An 18216-nucleotide genomic window follows, 5' to 3' on the forward strand; every position below is an offset into this window, starting at 1 on the left:
AAGAGGGAGATAACGGGAACCAATTGCCACACCAAGAGGAATGTGTGGCAGCAGATGAAATCCTGCAGTCCAAATAGCGAAACTAATTCAACTACTTAGGAGTGGCTTTGGAGGCCTCGCCCGGAATTGAACCGGGGTACAAGGATTTGCAGTCCTCTGCGTCACCACTCCGCCACGAGGCCTCATCGACTGAGATTATCAAGTCGTGGCGAGCGTTTAGAATGAATATAGAAAGAGCGCAAGAGGGGATTTCTGAAAAACGTCCTCAGGCATTTCTGAAATTCCATCTTTCTCCAACTCTTCCACAGGCTTACCGATCCGGCCCCATAACGGATCGCCGCGAACCCCTTCGACGACAGGCGGCGGGCGCTATACGGCAGCGTCCGACACGAGGCAATTGGATGGATTTACCATTTCGACAGACGGCCCGAATCTTCCGTCCAACCCTTCTTCCGACGTCGCGGGGCGCTGCTACCTTGTACACCGTTTCACGGTAAAGCTACCTTGCACCAAGATTCTTCAGGGAATTGGACGTTGAATCCAGAGTTGATCATCTACCCAAGCTCATACTGACGGTAGTTTTCTGTGGAATGTGCATTGCGGTCGCAATCTGGCGTCTATTCCAGCTCGCGGTGACCGGCCGATTGGACATGTCGCCAATTTTCCCGAACCTTAAGGCAGATTTCCGAGCCAATCCCATCAAGCTGCTTCTAGCAAGCTCTCTTGTTGTGTTCTTTCTGGCACTATCGGCTCTGGGGTTGATAATCGGTATTGATATCGCGCTCGGTGGATAACTTAGACGGCTACACGCTTCCGGCCCTCATCATTCTCTCTGATGACGCCGAGCACCGTCTAACACCAGGGCTTGGGCTGTCCCTTCCAGGGCCGAACCAAGCCCTCCGATACGAGCACGGCGCCGAGAGAGCGGCCGTCGCGCATCACCACGCGCAGCTTTTCGCTGTTCTTGTCGTCGCTCCTGCCGATGGCCTCGATCAGCCTGAACTCGCCGGCGTTCAGCAACTCGCGCAATCGCTGCTTGGCGTAGAAGCCGCGGGCACGTTCGCTATCGCAACTCGCCTGCTTGATTCGCGGTGCATCGACGTCGGCGACACGGATCTCCTCGCCCTGGTAGCGGAATGTTCCGCCGTCGACGACGCAATTGTCGTTGCGGGTACCGCAGAAATAGAACTGATTCGCCTGGGGCTCGACGGCCGTGGGCTGCGCGATCGGGCGCTCGACGGGTGTCGGTGCGGCCAACCCGACATTGACTGCGGGTATCGGTCCGTCGACAGGCTTCGTCTTGTGCGTAGCCGAGGGCATGGCGACACGGGCCTGCGCCTTCGGCCGATCGTCCGACCTGGATGTGGATGTCGACTTGGGCGCCGATGCGAACACATCCGAAACGCCCGGCAGATCCCGCAACTGTCCACGGTGGTCGTACGCAACAACGCCGCCGACTGTCAGCACCGCGGCGAGATACCAGGGCAGCATTCCGCCCTTTTTCTTTGTCCGGCTGCCGCGGCGACGCCCGCGGCTTGTCGTGGTCTTAGCCATTCCGCCCCATCCTTAATCCGGGCGGCATTATGCTGCCGATCCGTTGCCGAATGGTTTTCAACGACAGCCCGAATGCGGGAGTTTGCGCACAAGTCGGTCGGGAGGACGCGGCGGTCCATGACTTTCATTCGATTGGAGCCGCCGCCACATCGTCGCCGACGAAGGAGCCGAATAGGCTCGGCTTCCGTGTAGCGTGAGCTTGTGGCGCCCTGTCGAAGCGAGGATCGCCCTCGCGAACGAATCATCGTTCCTTCGAAGACCCCGTCCCGTTGCGTCGGCGCGCCCACCAGACTGCGAACCTTCGGCGGCGGCGGCGTACTGAAGGAATATCGTGCGAGAGGATGAGTAAGCCCAAGGGCACCATCCAGAATCCGAGCACGGGCAGAAAGCCGAGAAAGCCGCCGAATATCAGCAGCCCGCCAACCAGCATGCGCAGCAGTGGTGATTCCGGCAGCCTCAGGCGCCATTTGCCAAGCACGATCTGCCGTGTGTGCGGGTCTATGCCGAAATGCGTCTGTTTTCTGTTTTTATGCATCATTCCCTATCCGGCTGCCTTTCCCACAATTGGGGGCTTCTCCACAGGCTCGCAACAAAACTTCTCACTTTTTTTAAAAAAACAGCTTGGCAAATCGGAAAAGCATTTGTATTAGCAGCCTCACTTCTGCAGGACACGCCGCGCAGATGATCCCTGGTAGCTCAGCGGTAGAGCATTCGACTGTTAATCGACAGGTCGCCGGTTCGAATCCGGCCCGGGGAGCCAGTTTTTAAAGAGCCATTCGCGGTAACGCCCGAATGGCTCTTTTTCATTTTGCGGCTATGGTGCCGGCGACGCCTTCCTCCTTCCTCGCCCCCGGGAATGTCATGAGCGCAAATCCCACAACGCCGATTCTGGTCTGGTTTCGTCGAGATTTGCGCCTTCAAGACAATCAGGCACTTGCCACCGCGGCGCAGACGGGTGGACCGGTGATTCCGATCTACATCAATGAACCGGAGGAAAGCGGCAATGGGCCGCTTGGTGGCGCGCAGCGTTGGTGGCTGCACCATTCGCTCCAGGCATTGCGGGCATCGCTGCGGGCACACGGCTCCGACTTTATCCTGCGGACCGGTGCGCCGTTGGATGTGATCGCCGAGATAGCGCGGGAATCGGGCGCGACGACCGTGTTCTGGAATCGCCGCTACGACCCGAGCGGAATAGGAACCGATGCGCCGCTGAAGAAAGCGCTCGTTGAACGCGGCTTCACCGTCAGCAGCTTTGCAGGGCAACTGTTGCATGAGCCGACACGGCTCCTCACGAAGGGTGGCGGCCCTTATCGCGTGTTCACGCCGTTCTGGCGTGCGTTTGAGGCCAGCGGCGAGCCGGCGGCGCCGATTGAGACGCCGGAAATGATCAGAGCGCCTGTGAGGTGGCCGGCATCCGAGGAGCTTGAACGGTGGAAGCTCTTGCCGACGCGGCCGGACTGGGCATCGACGTTCGCCGAAATCTGGACGCCGGGCGAGCAGGCCGCTGCCGAACGCCTGCACAAATTCGTTGAACATGCCCTTGCCGGCTACAAGGCTGAGCGGGACGTCCCTGCAGCGCAAGGTACGTCCATGCTCTCTGCGCATCTTGCCTTCGGCGAAATCTCTCCGGCGCAGATCTGGCAGGTCACGCGTGGCCTGACGGAAACGCCGGTGGACGATGTCGTCACTTTCCGCAAGGAACTCGCCTGGCGCGAGTTCTCTTACAATCTGCTGTTTCACAATCCGGATCTCGGCCGTCAAAACCTCGATCGTCGTTTTGATGGCTTTCGCTGGCTGGACAATGACGAACAGTTCCACCGCTGGACAAGGGGCCTGACCGGCTATCCGATTGTCGACGCCGGCATGCGGCAGCTCTGGCGCCACGGCTACATGCACAATCGCGTCAGGATGATCGTCGCCTCCTTCCTGATCAAGGACCTGCTGATCGACTGGCGACGCGGAGAGGCGTGGTTCCGCGACACGCTGGTCGATGCAGATCCGGCCTCGAACGCAGCAAGCTGGCAATGGGTGGCGGGGTCCGGCGCCGATGCCTCGCCTTTCTTCCGCATTTTCAACCCGGTGCTCCAGGGCGAGAAATTCGATCCGGAGGGGCTTTATGTGAAGCGTTTCGTTCCGGAGCTCGCTGATCTCGAGGCGCGTTATATCCATCGACCATTCTCGGCCCCCTCGGCAGTACTGGCTGCCGCCGACATCGAGCTTGGAGTCTCCTACCCCACCCCCATCGTCGACCACGCCTTCGCGCGCGACCGCGCGTTGGCCGCGTTTCAGGAAATCAGAACCTAAAAAATCGCTACAACCGCGCCGCCACCGGTACAAATCCATGGTTGGCCTCTCGCAGGATTATCGCTAGGCTCACGTTACGGATGCAACGATTGCCGGAGGGTGGTTTATGCATGATACAGAAGCCTGCTTTGCCGAATTCGACAACGCCGAGCACCTTTCGACTGAAAATCTCTCGCAGGTGCTGAAGGACTTTCCGCTCAAGGCCCAGATGGTCCTGCGCGGCCTCGTTCACCTTGAGGCCGGCGCGCTGGCGCTCGCTTTGCCCAACGGTCGGCGGCTGCTGGTCAAGGGAAAGGTGCCGGGGCCATGCGCCGCCGTGACACTTCACAACTGGAATCTTCCGCACCGGGCAATCACCGGTGGCACCATCGGCGCCGCGGAAAGTTATATAGACGGCGATTGGGACAGCCCCGATGTCGGCGCCTTTCTCGAGCTTTTCCTTGTCAACGCAGACATCGGCAACAGATTCCCTAACCGGGCGCGCGGGTTGATGCGGCTGGTGGAAAAATTCCTCCACTGGGGCAATGCCAACACCAGGACGGGCGCACAGCGCAATATCTCTGCCCACTACGACCTCGGCAACGCCTTCTACCGTGAATGGCTCGATCCGAGCATGACCTATTCGTCGGCACTTTACGCTAGCGGCGCCAACGATCTGCAGTCGGCCCAGACTGCCAAATACCGGGCACTGGCCGAGGCGACGAATCTACGGCCCGGTGACCATGTGCTTGAGATCGGCTGCGGCTGGGGCGGTTTTGCAGAATTTGCGGCGACCGAGATCGGCTGCAAGGTCACCGGCCTGACCATCAGTCGCGAACAACTCGCGTTTGCCCGGGAACGCATGCACAGGGCCGGCGTCGCCGACCGCGTCGAGCTGAAATTCCAGGACTATCGCGAGGAGAAGGGCCTCTATGACCGAATCGTCTCGATCGAAATGTTCGAGGCGGTCGGGGAAAAATTCTGGTCGACCTATTTCTCGCAGCTGAAGCGCTGCCTGAAACCCGGCGGCAAGGCCGGCCTGCAGATCATCACGATCAAGCCGGAAGCCTACGAGGAGTACCGCTCCAATCCGGACTTCATCCAAAAGTACGTTTTCCCCGGCGGCATGCTGCCGACGCGCGAGCATCTGGTCGATCTCGGGCGCAACGTCGGTCTGCGAATGATCAACGATTTCGGCTTCGGTGGCGACTACGCCCGAACGCTCGGCGAGTGGCGGCAGCGCTTCTGGTCGGTGTGGAGCCGGATCGAGCCGCTCGGTTTCGATCTGCGCTTCAAGCGCCTGTGGGAGTTCTATTTCTACTACTGCGAAGCCGGTTTCCGCGCCCGCAACATCGATGTCCGTCAGATCGTCTTCGAATGAGGCTCGCCGCCGCTACAGCGCCGCGCGTCTTATTAGACGCGCAAAGGTCGCTGTAGCACTTTGAATGGCTGCAAGTTTTTATCCTTAAATCGAATAGGATTTAAGGAAACATGCAGTAGGCTTTACCGATCGTCCGACAACGCCTATGAGGCAACCGATCCAGATCTTTTCTTGAAGGTTCCTCATGCGGCTTGCATGGTTTTTCCTGGCGCTCGCGATCGCGACTGAGGTGGCGGGCCTGACGGCGATGAAGGCCGCATCCGCCAATGGCTCCTATCTCGGCCACGTAGTGATGTATGTCTCCATTGCGCTTTCCTACGTCTTCCTGGCAAAGGCCGTGAAGACCATTTCCGTCGGCGTTGCCTATGCCATCTGGGAGGGGTCCGGGGTCGCGATCATTACGCTCGTTTCGGTGTTCGTGTTCGGCCATGTGCTGACCGGCCGGGAAATGCTGGGCCTGTCGATGGCGGTGGCCGGTATCCTGCTCGTCAATGCAGGCGAACACCGCGAAGAGGACGCTCCGGCCACGGAGGGAGCCATCGATGAGCGCACCTAGTCTCTATTTCGTCTTTGCCGTCATCGCCGGCATCCTCGACATCGCTGCCAATCTCGCTTCGACCAAATCGAATGGCTTCGCGCGCCGCGGCTGGGGCGCGCTTTCCATCGTTCTCGTGCTCGCCGCCTTTGCCTTCCTTGCCGAAGCGGTCAAGGGCATGGAACTTGCGATCGCCTACGCGGTTCTCGGCGCGACCGGGATTTTCGGCACGGCCATTTGCGGCCGCCTGCTCTTCGGCCAGAAGCTCAAGCCGATCGGCTGGGTCGGCCTCGCCCTGATCTTCGGCGCAGTACTGGTGCTTCACACGGCCTGATGTGGCCGCCCCTTGGCGCTCGTGCGGGTGTTCGTCGCTTTTGGCGGCGTCGCGCCTTGCCGGGTCAGCCGGTCAACGAGCGCGAAGTAGGCACCATATGGCAGCAGGCGTGACAACTTTGCGATAGTGATAGAGCGCTTCGGGAAGCTGACTTCGAAATGCTTCGACTTCAGGCCCTCGACGACGTGCTGAGCGGCCTCGTCTGCACTGACCATGCCGGACCTTGCAAATCCAAGCCGCGGCGAACCGGTCGTGTCGACAGGCCCCGGATTGATCAACTGCAGGCGAATGCCGATCCGGTCCAGATCGAGCTTCAAGCTCTCGGCCAGATTGATCAGGGCCGCCTTCGTGGCGCCATGGGCGGCGTTGCCCGGCAAACCGCCATAACCTGCAGCCCCCGACACGATGGCGATGTGGCCCTGCCCCCTTGCCTTCATGTGGGCCACTGCCGGCAGCAGACAATTGACGACACCGTTCACATTGACCGCAAAGCTCCGCTCAAAAGCGTCGCGATGCAGATCGTCGCCCCTCACCGGGATTGTCACCCCCGCATTGAACACGGCCAGAGACAGGTCGCCGTGATCATATTCGATCGATGCCAACACACGTTCCATATCCTGAGGGTCGGTGACATCGCCATCGAGAACGATGATGCGGCCGTCGGCGGCAGCTTCCTGTTGCAGGGCCACCAGTTTTTCGTGATTTCTGGAGGTGACGACCACCGAATAGCCGTCTCGCACCAGCCGCAATGCCAGCGCTCGGCCTATTCCCGAACTCGCTCCCGTTACCCATGCCAACCCATGCTCGGAATTCGTCTTGTGCATACTCATTGCCCATACCTCGGCACGCACCCGCCCGGTGCACGCTCAACTCAAGGGGCCGGCGAATGACACGCCCGGCCCAGACCAATCCCCCTCCAATATCCGGCGCGCACCCAGAGCGGCCTCGACCCTAAGCTTTCCCCTCGAAGACGTTTTTTGTTCGGGACAGGGCAGCGGTGAAACGCTATTTCTTGCCTGGGAAACAGGCTGAGCCGAAAACACGCCAATATTTCGGCGATCCGGTGTCGTTCTCAACGTTCGCCGGCCACTCGGCGTTTTTCTTCGGTAACGCGGCTCGCTTCAGCGGCCGTTCTCAAGCACGAGGTTCTGCAATGGCCATTCTTCCGTCCGTTCTTGAAGCAATCGGCAACACGCCCCTGATCCGGCTGAAATCCGTATCCGAGGCAACCGGCTGCACGATCCTCGGCAAGGCGGAGTTTCTCAATCCGGGACAGTCGGTGAAGGATCGCGCCGCGCTCTGGATCATCCGGGAGGCGGAGAAGGCCGGGCAGTTGGAGCCGGGGGGCGTGATCGTCGAAGGGACTGCCGGCAATACCGGCATTGGCCTTGCCCTCGTCGGGCAGGCACTCGGCTATCGGACCGTCATCGTCATTCCGGAAACCCAGAGCCAGGAAAAGAAGGATGCGCTGCGTCTTCTTGGAGCAGAGCTCGTCGAAGTGCCGGCTGTGCCGTACAAGAACCCGAACAACTACGTGAAGATCTCCGGTCGCCTGGCCGCTGAACTCGCAAAGACCGAACCGAACGGCGCCATCTGGGCAAACCAGTTCGACAATGTCGCCAATCGTGACGCCCATGTCGCCACCACGGCGCCTGAAATCTGGCGCGATACGGACGGCAAGGTCGACGGCTTCATCTGCTCTGTCGGCTCCGGCGGTACGCTTGCGGGCGTTGCAGAGGGCCTGCGCGCCAAGAACCCTGCGATCAAGATCGGCCTTGCCGACCCTGATGGTGCGGCGCTCTACAATTACTACGCGCACGGGGAGTTGAAGGCGAGCGGAAGCTCCATCACCGAGGGCATCGGCCAGGGCCGCATCACCGCCAACCTCGAAGGCTTCAGTCCAGACTTTTCCTACCAGATCTCCGATGCCGAGGCCGTGCCGCTGGTCTTCGACCTGATCGAACGCGAAGGCATTTGCGTCGGCGGATCAACGGGCATCAATATTGCCGGCGCCGTCCGGCTCGCCAAGGAGCTCGGTCCGGGACATACGATCGTGACGATCCTTTGCGACTATGGTAACCGCTATCAATCGAAACTCTTCAACCCGGACTTCCTGGCCTCGAAGGGCCTGCCTGTTCCGGCCTGGTTGAAGGGCCCCTCAAGCATCACCGTTCCATACGAATCAGTCGGATAAGATTTGCGATGACAAAGACCGTGACTGCCCTCTTCCGCGAAGATTTCTATCTCTCGACTTGCGAAGCAAGTGTCACCGGAATTCTGGAGGATGGCGGGATCGAGCTTGATCAGACCTGCTTCTACGCCACGTCAGGCGGACAGCCGGGCGATAGCGGCTTCCTGGAGCGCAGCGACGGCAGCCGCATCGACGTTGCCGTTGCCCGTCATGGCGCGACGAAGGACATCATCATCCATGTCCCGGCGGAAGGACAGCCAGCGCCTGATATCGGCGAGAAGCTGGTCGTGCATATCGACTGGCCGCGCCGCTACCGGCTGATGCGCATGCACACGGCTTGCCATCTGCTCTCCGTCGTTTGTCCCTTCCCGATCACGGGCGCAGCCGTAGGCGAAGATGAAAGCCGGGTCGATTTCGACATGAGCGAAACGATCGATAAGGACGAGGTGACGGCAGCGCTGAGGAAGCTCGTCGACGAGAACCACCCGGTCTATCTGCAGTGGATCACCGACGAGGAACTCGCAGCCAACCCCGGTATCGTCAAATCCAAGAATGTACGCCCGCCCGTCGGGCTTGGTCGCGTCAGCCTTGTCTGCATCGGTGAAAACTCGGCGATCGACAGCCAGCCCTGCGGCGGTACACATGTGTCGGAAACCCAGGAAGTCGGCGCGATCCACATCGCCAAGATCGAGAAGAAGGGCAAGGAAAACCGCCGTTTCCGCATCCGCTTCGGCACGGCAGACGACCGCCAGACAATCTGAACAGGAGATACGACCATGACCAACAACAAAAGCGCTTACGTCGTTTCTCCGGACTGGTTGCAGCAGCGGCTCAACAATCCCACCATTCGCATTCTCGATGCCGCCTGGTATCTGCCAGCCCAGAACAGAGACCCGAAAGCGGAGTACGACGTGGGCCACATTCCCGGTGCCGTGTTCTTCGACCAGGATGCGATCGCCGATCACACGAGCGGACTGCCGCATACGCTGCCGACGCCGGAAGCCTTCGCCACGGCCGTTGGTGCGCTCGGTGTCAGCGAGACCGATACGATCGTCGTCTATGACGGCCCGGGCATCATGACCGCGCCGCGCGTGTGGTGGATGCTGCGCATCATGGGCGCAAAGGACGTCTATGTGCTCGATGGCGGCATGGACGGCTGGAAGAAGGACGGACGCCCGGTGACGACGGACGTTCCCTCGCCCACGCCCGTCACGTTCAACGTTACTTTCACGCCTTCGGCGGTAACCTCGCTTGAGCGCATGAAGGACATCGTGCAATCAGGCAAGGTCCAAATTGCCGATGCGCGGGGCGCCGGGCGCTTCCTCGGCGAAGAGCCAGAGCCGCGTGCCGGAATGCGCTCCGGCCACATGCCGGGCGCGCACAGCCTGCCTTCCACCACCTTTTCCGAGAACGGCAAGTTCAAAGATCTCGACACGCTGCGCAAGACATTTGCCGAGGCGGGCGTCGACCTTTCCAAGCCCGTGGTGACAACCTGCGGCTCAGGCGTCACGGCAGCCATCATCACGCTGGCGCTGCAATCCCTCGGCCACACCGACAATACGCTTTACGACGGCTCCTGGTCCGAATGGGGTGGCCGCGCGGATACCTCCGTTGTGACCGGCAGCGAGTGACATCATGCGCCCTCCCAAGCTCGCCTCACTGACTGCCCACGTCACCGAACTGGAAATGACGGCACCGCCCAAGCAGAGCTTGCCGATGCCGGTCAACATCCAGACGGCAATCCTGCGCGTGTCCGACATCCCGCTGAATTACTATCGGTTCCTCTATCTGCGGGTTGGCAAACGCTGGCACTGGGCCGATCGTATCCGCATGAGCGACGAAAAGCTGGCTGCGTTACTCGCCGACAAACGCACGAGCGTTACCGTGCTCTATGTCAACGGCGCACCTGCCGGCTTCTTCGAGCTTCACCAGGCCGATGACAACGTCGTCGAGCTGACGCATTTCGGCTTGATGGAGCACGCGCTCGGGCTTGGCCTCGGCAAATGGTTCCTGCTGCAAACGCTGTTTGCTGCGTGGACCTTGAACCCGAGCAAGGTTACGGTCACGACCAACAATCTCGACCACCCACGGGCGCTCCAGCTCTATCAGCAATTCGGCTTCTCGCCCGTCGCCACCCGCGAAGCGACCATCGAGCCGCTGACGGACGAAGAACTGCTGGCCTTCGCTAAGAATCTCTGACGTCCGCACGGCCGCAAGTTTCGGGTGTCGCCGCCGCACCAGGCGGGGCACAGTGCGCATCAAATGATCCCTATTGATCTGGAGATGCACGATGGCCCTGCGCTACATACCGATGTCCACCGATCAGGCCGAGCGCCTAAGACAGGGTGGCAACGATGCTTATGGCAACCCGCCGGAACGCCAGATATCCGATGGCGACGGCGTTCCCTGTCGGCATTGCCTTGGCAACGTCGATGCCGGCGACACCTATCTGATCTTCGCGCTGCGGCCTTTTACGTCGCTGCAGCCCTATGCCGAGACCGGTCCGGTTTTCATGCATGCCGACGAATGCCCGGCATATAGCGACGAAGTTCGGCCGCCCATCCTGACGTCGAGCAAAGACTATCTGCTGCGCGGCTACGGCAGCAATGAGCGCATCATCTATGGGACCGGCGGCGTGGTTCCCGCCGAGCAGCTCGAATCTCGCGCTGAAGCTCTGCTCTCCATGCCTGAGGTCGCAAGTGTGCATGTCCGATCGGCCAAGAACAATTGTTATCAATGCAGGATAGAGCGCCCCTGAAGCGTCGGTCCGGCCATGGCCGGACCGACTTCGTTAGGGTTCAGGCGACGTTGAGCACCGCTTCCGGCGCGTAGGCGTCGTAACCGAGTGCCTCGGCAACGGGGGCGTTGGTCACCCGTCCGCGGTGAACGTTGAGACCGGCACGCAGGTGCCGATCTTCCGCGACTGCCTTCAGACCACGATCAGCCAGTTGCAGACCGTAGTGCAGCGTGGCGTTGTTGAGCGCATGGGCTGACGTCACCGGGACGGCGCCAGGCATATTCGCGACGCAATAGTGGACGATCCCGTCGACCTCGTAAGTCGGGTCCGAATGGGTGGTCGCGTGCGATGTCTCGAAGCAGCCGCCCTGGTCGATGGCGACATCGACGATGACGGCACCCTTCTTCATCCCGGTCAGCATTTCCCGCGTCACAAGCTTAGGTGCGGCAGCGCCTGGAATGAGAACGGCTCCGATGACCAGATCGGCAGAGAAAACCTCATCCTCGAGGGCATCGATGGTGGAGTAGCGCGTGTGTATACGACCGCCGAAGATGTCGTCGAGCTGGCGCAGACGAGGAATAGAGCGATCGAGGATGCTGACATCAGCGCCAAGTCCAGCTGCCATTCTGGCGGCATGGAGGCCGACGACGCCGCCGCCGATAATCGCGACCTTGGCGGGAAGCACACCGGGCACACCGCCGAGCAGAATGCCGCGGCCACCGTTGGCCTTCTGCAGCGATGTCGCACCGGCCTGAATGGCCAGGCGACCCGCGACTTCCGACATCGGCGCCAGAAGCGGCAAGCCGCCGCGCTCGTCCGTGACGGTTTCATAGGCGATGGCCGTGACGCCCGAATTGAGCAGACCCTTGGTCTGTTCCGGATCCGGCGCGAGATGCAGGTAGGTATAGAGAATTTGGCCCTCGCGCAGCTGTGCCCATTCGGAAGGCTGCGGCTCCTTGACCTTGACGATCATGTCCGATTTTTCGAACACATCCTTTGCCGTCGCGACTATCTTCGCGCCAGCGGCACGGTAGGTATCGTCATCCGCGCCGATCCCCGCTCCTGCCTTGGTTTCAATGATAACCTCGTGGCCGTGAGCGACATATTCACGTACCGACCCGGGGGTCAGGCCGACTCGGTATTCATGGTTTTTGATTTCCTTCGGGCAACCGACACGCATCGCGCGTTCCTCTCCTGTTGTGGGCAATTTTGCCTCATTGACACGCCCTCAGCAAAACACGCGGCGAAACGAATGTCCTTGCAAAGATGTCTCCGCGGAGGCATCAATTTCGAAGAATATTGCGTCATTGTCCGAGCTATTGGTGGAAATCGCGAATGAGTGAACTTGATGCCATCGATCATGCGATTCTGCGCATTCTTCAGCAGAACGGCAGGATTTCGAACGCCGATCTGGCGGCCAAGGTAGGGCTGTCGCCATCGGCCTGTTCGCGCCGGGTCGATATCCTGGAGAAATCAGGCACCATCAGCGGCTACCACGCCCGCCTCGCCCACAAGGCGCTCGACTACCAGATCATGGTGATCGTGCATATTTCCCTGTCCGGGCAGTTCGCCAAGACGCTGGCCGAGTTCGAGGCAGCGGTAAAGCTCTGCCCCAATGTTCTCGTCTGTTACCTGATGTCGGGCGAATACGACTACATTCTGCGGGTCGCGGCCAAGGACCTGCAGGACTACGAACGCATCCACCGAGACTGGCTTTCCGCCCTGCCCCATGTGGTCAAGATCAACTCGAGCTTTTCCTTGCGGGAAGTGATCGACCGGCCGAACGTCGGCATATAACGAGCTGCGATAGCGTTAGCGGCCGACGACGCAATCGCGACCACGCGCTTTCGCTGAATAGAGCCTGAGATCAGCCTCAGACAGCAGATGCGCAATCGCGACACCATCGTCAGGCGTGGACGACAATCCGATGCTGACGGTCACGGCTTTGCCATCGGGGGTGAAAACACCAGCGGACACCGCTAGCCGGATGGTCTCGGCATGCCTCAGCGCATCGGCATGCGACAATCCCGGGCACAGCACGACGAACTCTTCACCGCCATAACGAAAGAGCCGATCTCCCTGGCGCAAGCGTGCTTTCATCACTTCCACAAGCTTCTGCAGGATGCGGTCACCCTCCTGGTGGCCGAAGCGATCGTTGACGCCCTTGAAGTGATCGACGTCGATGATCAACAGACTGACCGCAGCTTTTGAGGCTACGGCAGCGCGCAGCATCTGCGGCCCTTCGATATCGAAGCGGCTGCGGTCGAGACATCCCGTCAGCGTGTCCTGGCCGGACCGTGAAAGCAGGTCTTCATAGCGTTCGCGGAAAGTCAGATCGTTGAAGATGTCGCCGAGAGGCCGGTCCGACATCGCCAGGAACGGATGGCGCGAAACATTGAGATAGAGGCCGATAGCGATGGCGTAGAAAGTCGCGGCCAGCATTTTCGCGATCCATCCGCCCCACAGCACCTCCATAGGCGCATCGTTCAGCCAGTGCAGAGCCGCGTAAAATGCCAATTGATCGAAGCTCAGGATCACGACACCGCAGATCAGGAAGCGGACGGTTACGAAGCGGCGCAACCATTTGCCGAGACGCTCGTAGAGCAGGATGATCAGGAGCGTATCGAGGTAGAGAACCAACGTCCCCCACACCATCAGCCCGCCCATTTCATCGATGAAGGCGATGTCGGCCGAACGGCCCGGAACAATCGAAACAGTCTCGTGCTGGCGCAGCAGCAGGCTGAGGATGACCGTGAGCAAGTTTCCCGCGAGCAGACCATAGATCGGCTGACGGACGGTCGCGGCATCCTCCTTCACGTAAAGCAAGAGGATGATCATCAGCTTGCCGGAGAAAAGCACGACCGATCCCGGAGAGACGATCCCGAACGGCAATTGCACGTAAAAGACCGCCGCCAGATAGGTTTCGATGAAATGCATCACGCCCAGGGCCGCGACAAAAACGCCGAGACCCAGCCGGGCACGAAGCTGCAACAACCAGATCATCGCCGTGACGTAGACCAGTGCTTCGCCGACGAAAATAATGAGATTGGCGTTGGGCATGCTGTTGAAAAGGTTCCGGTTTCGCCAGACAAACCGTTAGGTGGAAAGCTTAAAGAAAACTTTAGCTCGGTTGCAGACGGACCGGAATTGCAATGCGAGAATCAACTGCTTTGCGAAGTGTTGCCTTTCCGGCATAGTCGCGACCAACCCACCGTGGTTCGCATGTCAAATCAGAAACCGCGGATTGCACACGCAATGGCATTCATCAATGGAGGGCAAGCATGCAATCGACGACATCCCCGTTCCACCTCTCGCGCCGCTCGCTTCTGTCCGGCGTCGCCGCCGCCTCGGCGCTGGTAATGCTTCACCCCTTCTCCGCACGTGCTGCCGCCAACCAGGCGCATCTGCGCATCATGGAAACGACCGACCTGCACGTTCACGTCTTTCCCTACGACTACTACGGCGACAAGCCGAACGACACGCTGGGGCTAGCACGCACGGCCTCGATCGTCGACGCCATCCGGGCGGAGGCAACCAACTCGATCCTCGTCGATAACGGCGACTTCCTGCAGGGAAACCCGATGGGCGACTACATCGCCTATCAGCGTGGCATGAAGGATGGTGACATCCATCCTGTTATCGCTGCAATGAACGTGCTTGGCTACGATTGCGGCACGCTCGGCAACCACGAATTCAACTATGGCCTTGATTTCATGTTCAAGGTGCTGAACGGCGCCAACTTCCCGCTGGTCTGCGCCAACCTGACCAAGGGCGCGCTCGCCGCCGATGCCCGACAGGACCAGCTGTTCCTCAAGCCCTACGTCATTCTCGACCGCAAGGTGAAGGACGGTGCCGGCGCCGAGCATGCGATCCGGGTCGGGCTCATCGGTTTCGTGCCTCCGCAGATCATGTCCTGGGACGCAAAGCACCTTGAGGGCAAGGCCAATGCCCGCGATATCGTCACGGCGGCCCAAGCCTGGGTTCCGCAGATGCGCGAGGAAGGTGCCGATATCGTCATCGCGCTTTCCCACTCCGGCATCGGTCAGCAGGACTACGCCGAAAACCTCGAAAACGCATCGGTTCCGCTGGCCGCGGTCGAAGGCATCGACGCCATCGTGACCGGGCATAGCCATCTCGATTTCCCCGGTCCGAAGTTCGCCAAAATCGCCGGCGTCGACAATGCCAAGGGGCTGATTTCGGGCAAGCCCGGCGTCATGGGCGGGTTCTGGGGTTCGCATCTCGGCCTGATCGATCTGCTGATCGAACGCGAAGGCGGCGCCTGGCGCGTCATCAGCTCCACCAGCGAAGCGCGGCCGATCTACCGGCGCGAGGACAAGAAGGTGATCGCCGAGGTCGCCGAAAAGCCGGAAGTGCTGGCGGCGGCACAAAAGGAACACGAGGCAACACTTGCCTATGTTCGCACGCCGGTCGGCAAAAGCGCGGTGCCGCTCTATTCCTACTTCGCCCTGGTCGCCGACGATCCGTCTGTCCAGATCGTCAGCCAGGCGCAGACCTGGTACATCAAGGACATGCTGAAGGATACGGAGCACAAGGATCTGCCTGTGCTCTCCGCTGCGGCTCCATTCAAGGCCGGCGGTCGCGGCGGCGCCGACTACTACACCGACGTTCCGGCCGGCGACATCGCCATCAAGAACGTCGCCGATCTCTATCTCTACCCCAACACGGTCCAGGCCGTCGTCATCACCGGCGAGCAGGTGCGCAACTGGCTGGAAATGTCCGCAGGCATCTTCAACCAGGTGAAGGCTGGAGCCTCGGATGCAGCCCTGATCAACGGTGACTTTCCGTCCTACAACTTCGATGTCATCGACGGCGTCACTTACCAGATCGACCTGTCCGAGCCGCCGAAGTTCGACAAGGACGGCAATGCCATCAACCCGTCAGCCAATCGTATCAAGAACCTGAACTTCAATGGACAACCGATTGACCCGGCGCAGAAATTTGTCGTCGCGACGAACAACTACCGCGCCGGTGGCGGCGGCCATTTCCCTGATATCGCTGCCGACAAGGTGGTCTTCGTGGCACCCGACACCAACCGCGACGTAGTGGTTCGCTACATCATTGACCAGGGAACCATAAATCCGGCGGCCGATGCCAACTGGACCTTCGCGCCACTCGCGAACACCAGCGTCACGTTCGACAGCGGCCCGAAGGCAAGGCAGTTCCTGTCGCAGGTCAAAGGCGTGACGATCGAGGATGCGGGTGAAGCCGCAGAAGGATTCGCCCGTTTCCGCATCAAGCTGTGATGCCGAGTGCCCCCGCAAGGCGGGGGTACGTCCCCTGGCGTGGAGAACGGAAGTGCCGCTACCAGCAAATGCCAAAAGCGGCAATGCGGATGCTGAAGCAGCCATCAATCTGGACGTGAGTGAGCCGCTTGCGCTTACGATGGACACGAGCTCTTGACGCCAAGTCACTGCAATATTTTTATAAATCGGACGTCGCGGCTTGCCGCCAACAATCAGACTTGCCGCGACGGGGCGTCGTCAGAAAACAACGACGGTCCGGTCTGGTCGATGATCTGGCGGCCCTTGCGGAAAGCGGCATCGATCGCGTCTTGTTCGGACGTGAACAGATCGGCCCGGATGAAGCTGCGCACCCGCACGTCGCCTTCGGCGATCGTCTTCTCGATGCTGCCAGCCAGACGGAACTGCGAGCCTTCGCGCATCGGTGTCGCGCGGATCGTGCACTCTGCATAGGCTTCGGTTTTTCCCGATGCGCCTTGAGCCTCGTTTTCGGTGGAGCCGGAGCGGCCGAACAGTTTTGAGAAAAATGATGCCATGAGCAAGACTTAGACGCGACGGCGAAAGCTGTCAAAGCCAAAGTGTCGATGTCGACCCTCTGCCATTACGTCTCCGCCCACCAGCCGTCAGATGATCAGATTGGACAGGATCTCGTTCTCGGTGATGTCCTGATACCGCAGGCCGGCAGCGTCGAACCGCGACTTCAGGATCGGGAAATTCTCCGCGTGCTTGGTCTCTATGCCGATGAGGATCGAACCGAAATTGCGCGCGGACTTCTTCAAATATTCGAAGCGCGAGATATCGTCCTCGTCGCCGAGCAGGTTGAGGAAGTCGCGCAAGGCACCAGGGCGCTGCGCCATGCGCAGGATGAAATACTTCTTGAGCCCCGCATGCCGCATCGCCCGCTCCTTGACGTCAGGAAGACGCTCGAAGTCGAAGTTGCCGCCGGAGACGACGGCGATGACGGTCTTGCCTTCAAGCTTTTCGCGACCGATCGCGTCCAGCGCCGTGATCGACAATGCGCCTGCGGGCTCGAGCACAACGCCCTCGACATTCAACATGTCGATGATCGTCATGCAGATCGCGTTTTCCGGAAGCAGCATGACCTGGTCGGCAGAGAAGCGGCGAAGAGCCGCAAAATTCAGATCGCCGATCCGCCCGACAGCTGCGCCATCGACGAAGTTGTCGACTTGGTCGAGCGTGACAAGACTGCCGGTCTCGAGGCTCTGCCGGAGGCTCGGCGCGCCTGATGGTTCGCAGAAGACGAAATGGTCGGCGGCGACATCATCCTTCAGATAGCCGGTGACGCCGGCCGACAGGCCACCGCCACCGACCGGAAGCACGACGAGATCGGGCCTGACGCCCTCGGGCAATTGCTCGGCGATTTCAGCGGCAACAGTCGCCTGCCCTTCGATGATGTCGAGATGATCGAACGGCGGCACCATGACGCCATCGATCGTTTCCACATGCTCGCGCGCAGCCTTGTAGCATTGGTCGAAGATGTCGCCGACAAGGCGGATCGTGATGAACTCGCCGCCGAACATGCGGGTCTTGTCAATCTTCTGCTGCGGCGTGGTCACCGGCATGAAGACGACGCCAGGAACACTGAAATGCCGGCAGACGAAGGCGAAGCCCTGCGCGTGGTTGCCTGCCGAGGCGCACACGAAGGTCTTGCCCGTCGCGCCGGCACCAAGCACCTTGCGGAAGAAATTGAACGCGCCTCTGATCTTGTAGGAGCGAACCGGCGAAAGGTCCTCGCGCTTGAGGAAGATGTTGGCGCCGTACCTGGCGCTCAGATGTTCGTTCAATTGCAGCGGCGTGGCCGGAAAAATATCACGCATCGCCGTGGTTGCGTTGTCAACATCCTGCTTCGTCACGTGAGGTCATCCATTGAGTTTGCCGATGGCAGCCGCTATTGCACATTGCAGCGCTCGAGGCCATCG

18 protein-coding genes and 2 tRNA genes are annotated in these 18216 nt (G+C 60.4%); 12 read left to right on the top strand and 8 right to left on the bottom strand.

Going from position 1 to position 18216, the window contains the following annotated elements:
• Positions 1-108 precede the first annotated feature (108 nt).
• From ASD03_RS13115 to ASD03_RS13130, 3 genes are all read right to left on the bottom strand, one after another.
• A tRNA-Cys gene (locus ASD03_RS13115) sits at positions 109-182 on the bottom strand.
• A 670-nt stretch (positions 183-852) separates the two neighbouring features.
• Positions 853-1554 (bottom strand): thermonuclease family protein, encoded by a 702-nt coding sequence (locus ASD03_RS13125; RefSeq protein WP_025427047.1) that lies wholly within the window; start codon positions 1552-1554, stop codon positions 853-855.
• A gap of 241 nt (positions 1555-1795) precedes the next feature.
• Positions 1796-2089, bottom strand: coding sequence for a hypothetical protein (locus ASD03_RS13130; RefSeq protein ID WP_025427046.1), 294 nt, complete (start codon positions 2087-2089; stop codon positions 1796-1798).
• Between the two features lie 150 nt (positions 2090-2239).
• On the opposite strand from ASD03_RS13130, the gene ASD03_RS13135 reads away from it, so the two are divergent.
• The 5 genes from ASD03_RS13135 to ASD03_RS13155 all read left to right on the top strand — a co-directional run bounded on the left by ASD03_RS13135 (position 2240) and on the right by ASD03_RS13155 (position 6087).
• Positions 2240-2314 (top strand) — tRNA-Asn (locus ASD03_RS13135).
• A gap of 101 nt (positions 2315-2415) precedes the next feature.
• On the top strand, positions 2416-3858 hold the full coding sequence (locus ASD03_RS13140; protein ID WP_057214158.1) for a deoxyribodipyrimidine photo-lyase: 1443 nt from the start codon (positions 2416-2418) through the stop codon (positions 3856-3858).
• A gap of 106 nt (positions 3859-3964) precedes the next feature.
• Positions 3965-5218 (top strand): cyclopropane-fatty-acyl-phospholipid synthase family protein, encoded by a 1254-nt coding sequence (locus tag ASD03_RS13145; protein ID WP_057214161.1) that lies wholly within the window; start codon positions 3965-3967, stop codon positions 5216-5218.
• A 184-nt stretch (positions 5219-5402) separates the two neighbouring features.
• Positions 5403-5774, top strand: coding sequence for an SMR family transporter (locus ASD03_RS13150; RefSeq protein WP_025427043.1), 372 nt, complete (start codon positions 5403-5405; stop codon positions 5772-5774).
• Positions 5761-6087 (top strand): SMR family transporter, encoded by a 327-nt coding sequence (locus ASD03_RS13155; protein ID WP_025427042.1) that lies wholly within the window; start codon positions 5761-5763, stop codon positions 6085-6087. The genes ASD03_RS13150 and ASD03_RS13155 overlap by 14 nt, the downstream gene beginning before the upstream one ends.
• Here the strand turns inward: ASD03_RS13155 and ASD03_RS13160 are convergent.
• Positions 6075-6917: an SDR family NAD(P)-dependent oxidoreductase gene (locus ASD03_RS13160; protein ID WP_025427041.1), complete on the bottom strand. Its 843-nt coding sequence runs from the start codon at positions 6915-6917 to the stop codon at positions 6075-6077. The genes ASD03_RS13155 and ASD03_RS13160 overlap by 13 nt on opposite strands.
• A gap of 323 nt (positions 6918-7240) precedes the next feature.
• Here ASD03_RS13160 and ASD03_RS13165 point away from each other — a divergent pair, with 323 nt between their 5' ends.
• The 5 genes from ASD03_RS13165 to ASD03_RS13185 all read left to right on the top strand — a co-directional run bounded on the left by ASD03_RS13165 (position 7241) and on the right by ASD03_RS13185 (position 11036).
• A complete protein-coding gene (locus ASD03_RS13165) occupies positions 7241-8281 on the top strand; it encodes a cysteine synthase A (RefSeq protein ID WP_057214164.1) in 1041 nt (346 codons plus the stop codon).
• An 8-nt stretch (positions 8282-8289) separates the two neighbouring features.
• On the top strand, positions 8290-9039 hold the full coding sequence (locus tag ASD03_RS13170; protein ID WP_025427039.1) for an alanyl-tRNA editing protein: 750 nt from the start codon (positions 8290-8292) through the stop codon (positions 9037-9039).
• A 15-nt stretch (positions 9040-9054) separates the two neighbouring features.
• Positions 9055-9909, top strand: a complete 855-nt coding sequence (gene sseA / locus ASD03_RS38930; RefSeq protein WP_025427038.1) for a 3-mercaptopyruvate sulfurtransferase — start codon at positions 9055-9057, stop codon at positions 9907-9909.
• 4 nt (positions 9910-9913) lie between these two features.
• Positions 9914-10477, top strand: a complete 564-nt coding sequence (locus ASD03_RS38935; RefSeq protein WP_025427037.1) for a GNAT family N-acetyltransferase — start codon at positions 9914-9916, stop codon at positions 10475-10477.
• A 91-nt stretch (positions 10478-10568) separates the two neighbouring features.
• A complete protein-coding gene (locus ASD03_RS13185) occupies positions 10569-11036 on the top strand; it encodes a DUF1203 domain-containing protein (protein WP_025427036.1) in 468 nt (155 codons plus the stop codon).
• Positions 11037-11076: 40 nt separating this feature from the next.
• Here the strand turns inward: ASD03_RS13185 and ald are convergent, their stop codons facing one another.
• On the bottom strand, positions 11077-12195 hold the full coding sequence (gene ald, locus ASD03_RS13190; RefSeq protein ID WP_025427035.1) for an alanine dehydrogenase: 1119 nt from the start codon (positions 12193-12195) through the stop codon (positions 11077-11079).
• Positions 12196-12350: 155 nt separating this feature from the next.
• On the opposite strand from ald, the gene ASD03_RS13195 reads away from it, so the two are divergent.
• Positions 12351-12812 (top strand): Lrp/AsnC family transcriptional regulator, encoded by a 462-nt coding sequence (locus ASD03_RS13195; RefSeq protein ID WP_025427034.1) that lies wholly within the window; start codon positions 12351-12353, stop codon positions 12810-12812.
• Positions 12813-12827: 15 nt separating this feature from the next.
• Here the strand turns inward: ASD03_RS13195 and ASD03_RS13200 are convergent, their stop codons facing one another.
• On the bottom strand, positions 12828-14075 hold the full coding sequence (locus ASD03_RS13200; protein ID WP_025427033.1) for a GGDEF domain-containing protein: 1248 nt from the start codon (positions 14073-14075) through the stop codon (positions 12828-12830).
• Between the two features lie 221 nt (positions 14076-14296).
• Here ASD03_RS13200 and ASD03_RS13205 point away from each other — a divergent pair, with 221 nt between their 5' ends.
• Positions 14297-16279, top strand: coding sequence for a bifunctional 2',3'-cyclic-nucleotide 2'-phosphodiesterase/3'-nucleotidase (locus ASD03_RS13205; protein WP_025427032.1), 1983 nt, complete (start codon positions 14297-14299; stop codon positions 16277-16279).
• Between the two features lie 212 nt (positions 16280-16491).
• Here the strand turns inward: ASD03_RS13205 and ASD03_RS13210 are convergent, their stop codons facing one another.
• Together ASD03_RS13210 and ilvA are read right to left on the bottom strand one after the other, a co-directional pair.
• Positions 16492-16812 carry an HlyU family transcriptional regulator gene (locus ASD03_RS13210; RefSeq protein ID WP_025427031.1) on the bottom strand — a complete coding sequence of 107 codons (321 nt, stop codon included), beginning with the start codon at positions 16810-16812 and terminating at the stop codon, positions 16492-16494.
• A gap of 87 nt (positions 16813-16899) precedes the next feature.
• Positions 16900-18150 (bottom strand): threonine ammonia-lyase, encoded by a 1251-nt coding sequence (gene ilvA / locus ASD03_RS13215; protein WP_025427030.1) that lies wholly within the window; start codon positions 18148-18150, stop codon positions 16900-16902.
• Positions 18151-18216 lie beyond the last annotated feature (66 nt).

This window comes from Ensifer sp. Root127, from assembly GCF_001425225.1.
GTDB classification, from domain to species: domain Bacteria; phylum Pseudomonadota; class Alphaproteobacteria; order Rhizobiales; family Rhizobiaceae; genus Ensifer; species Ensifer canadensis.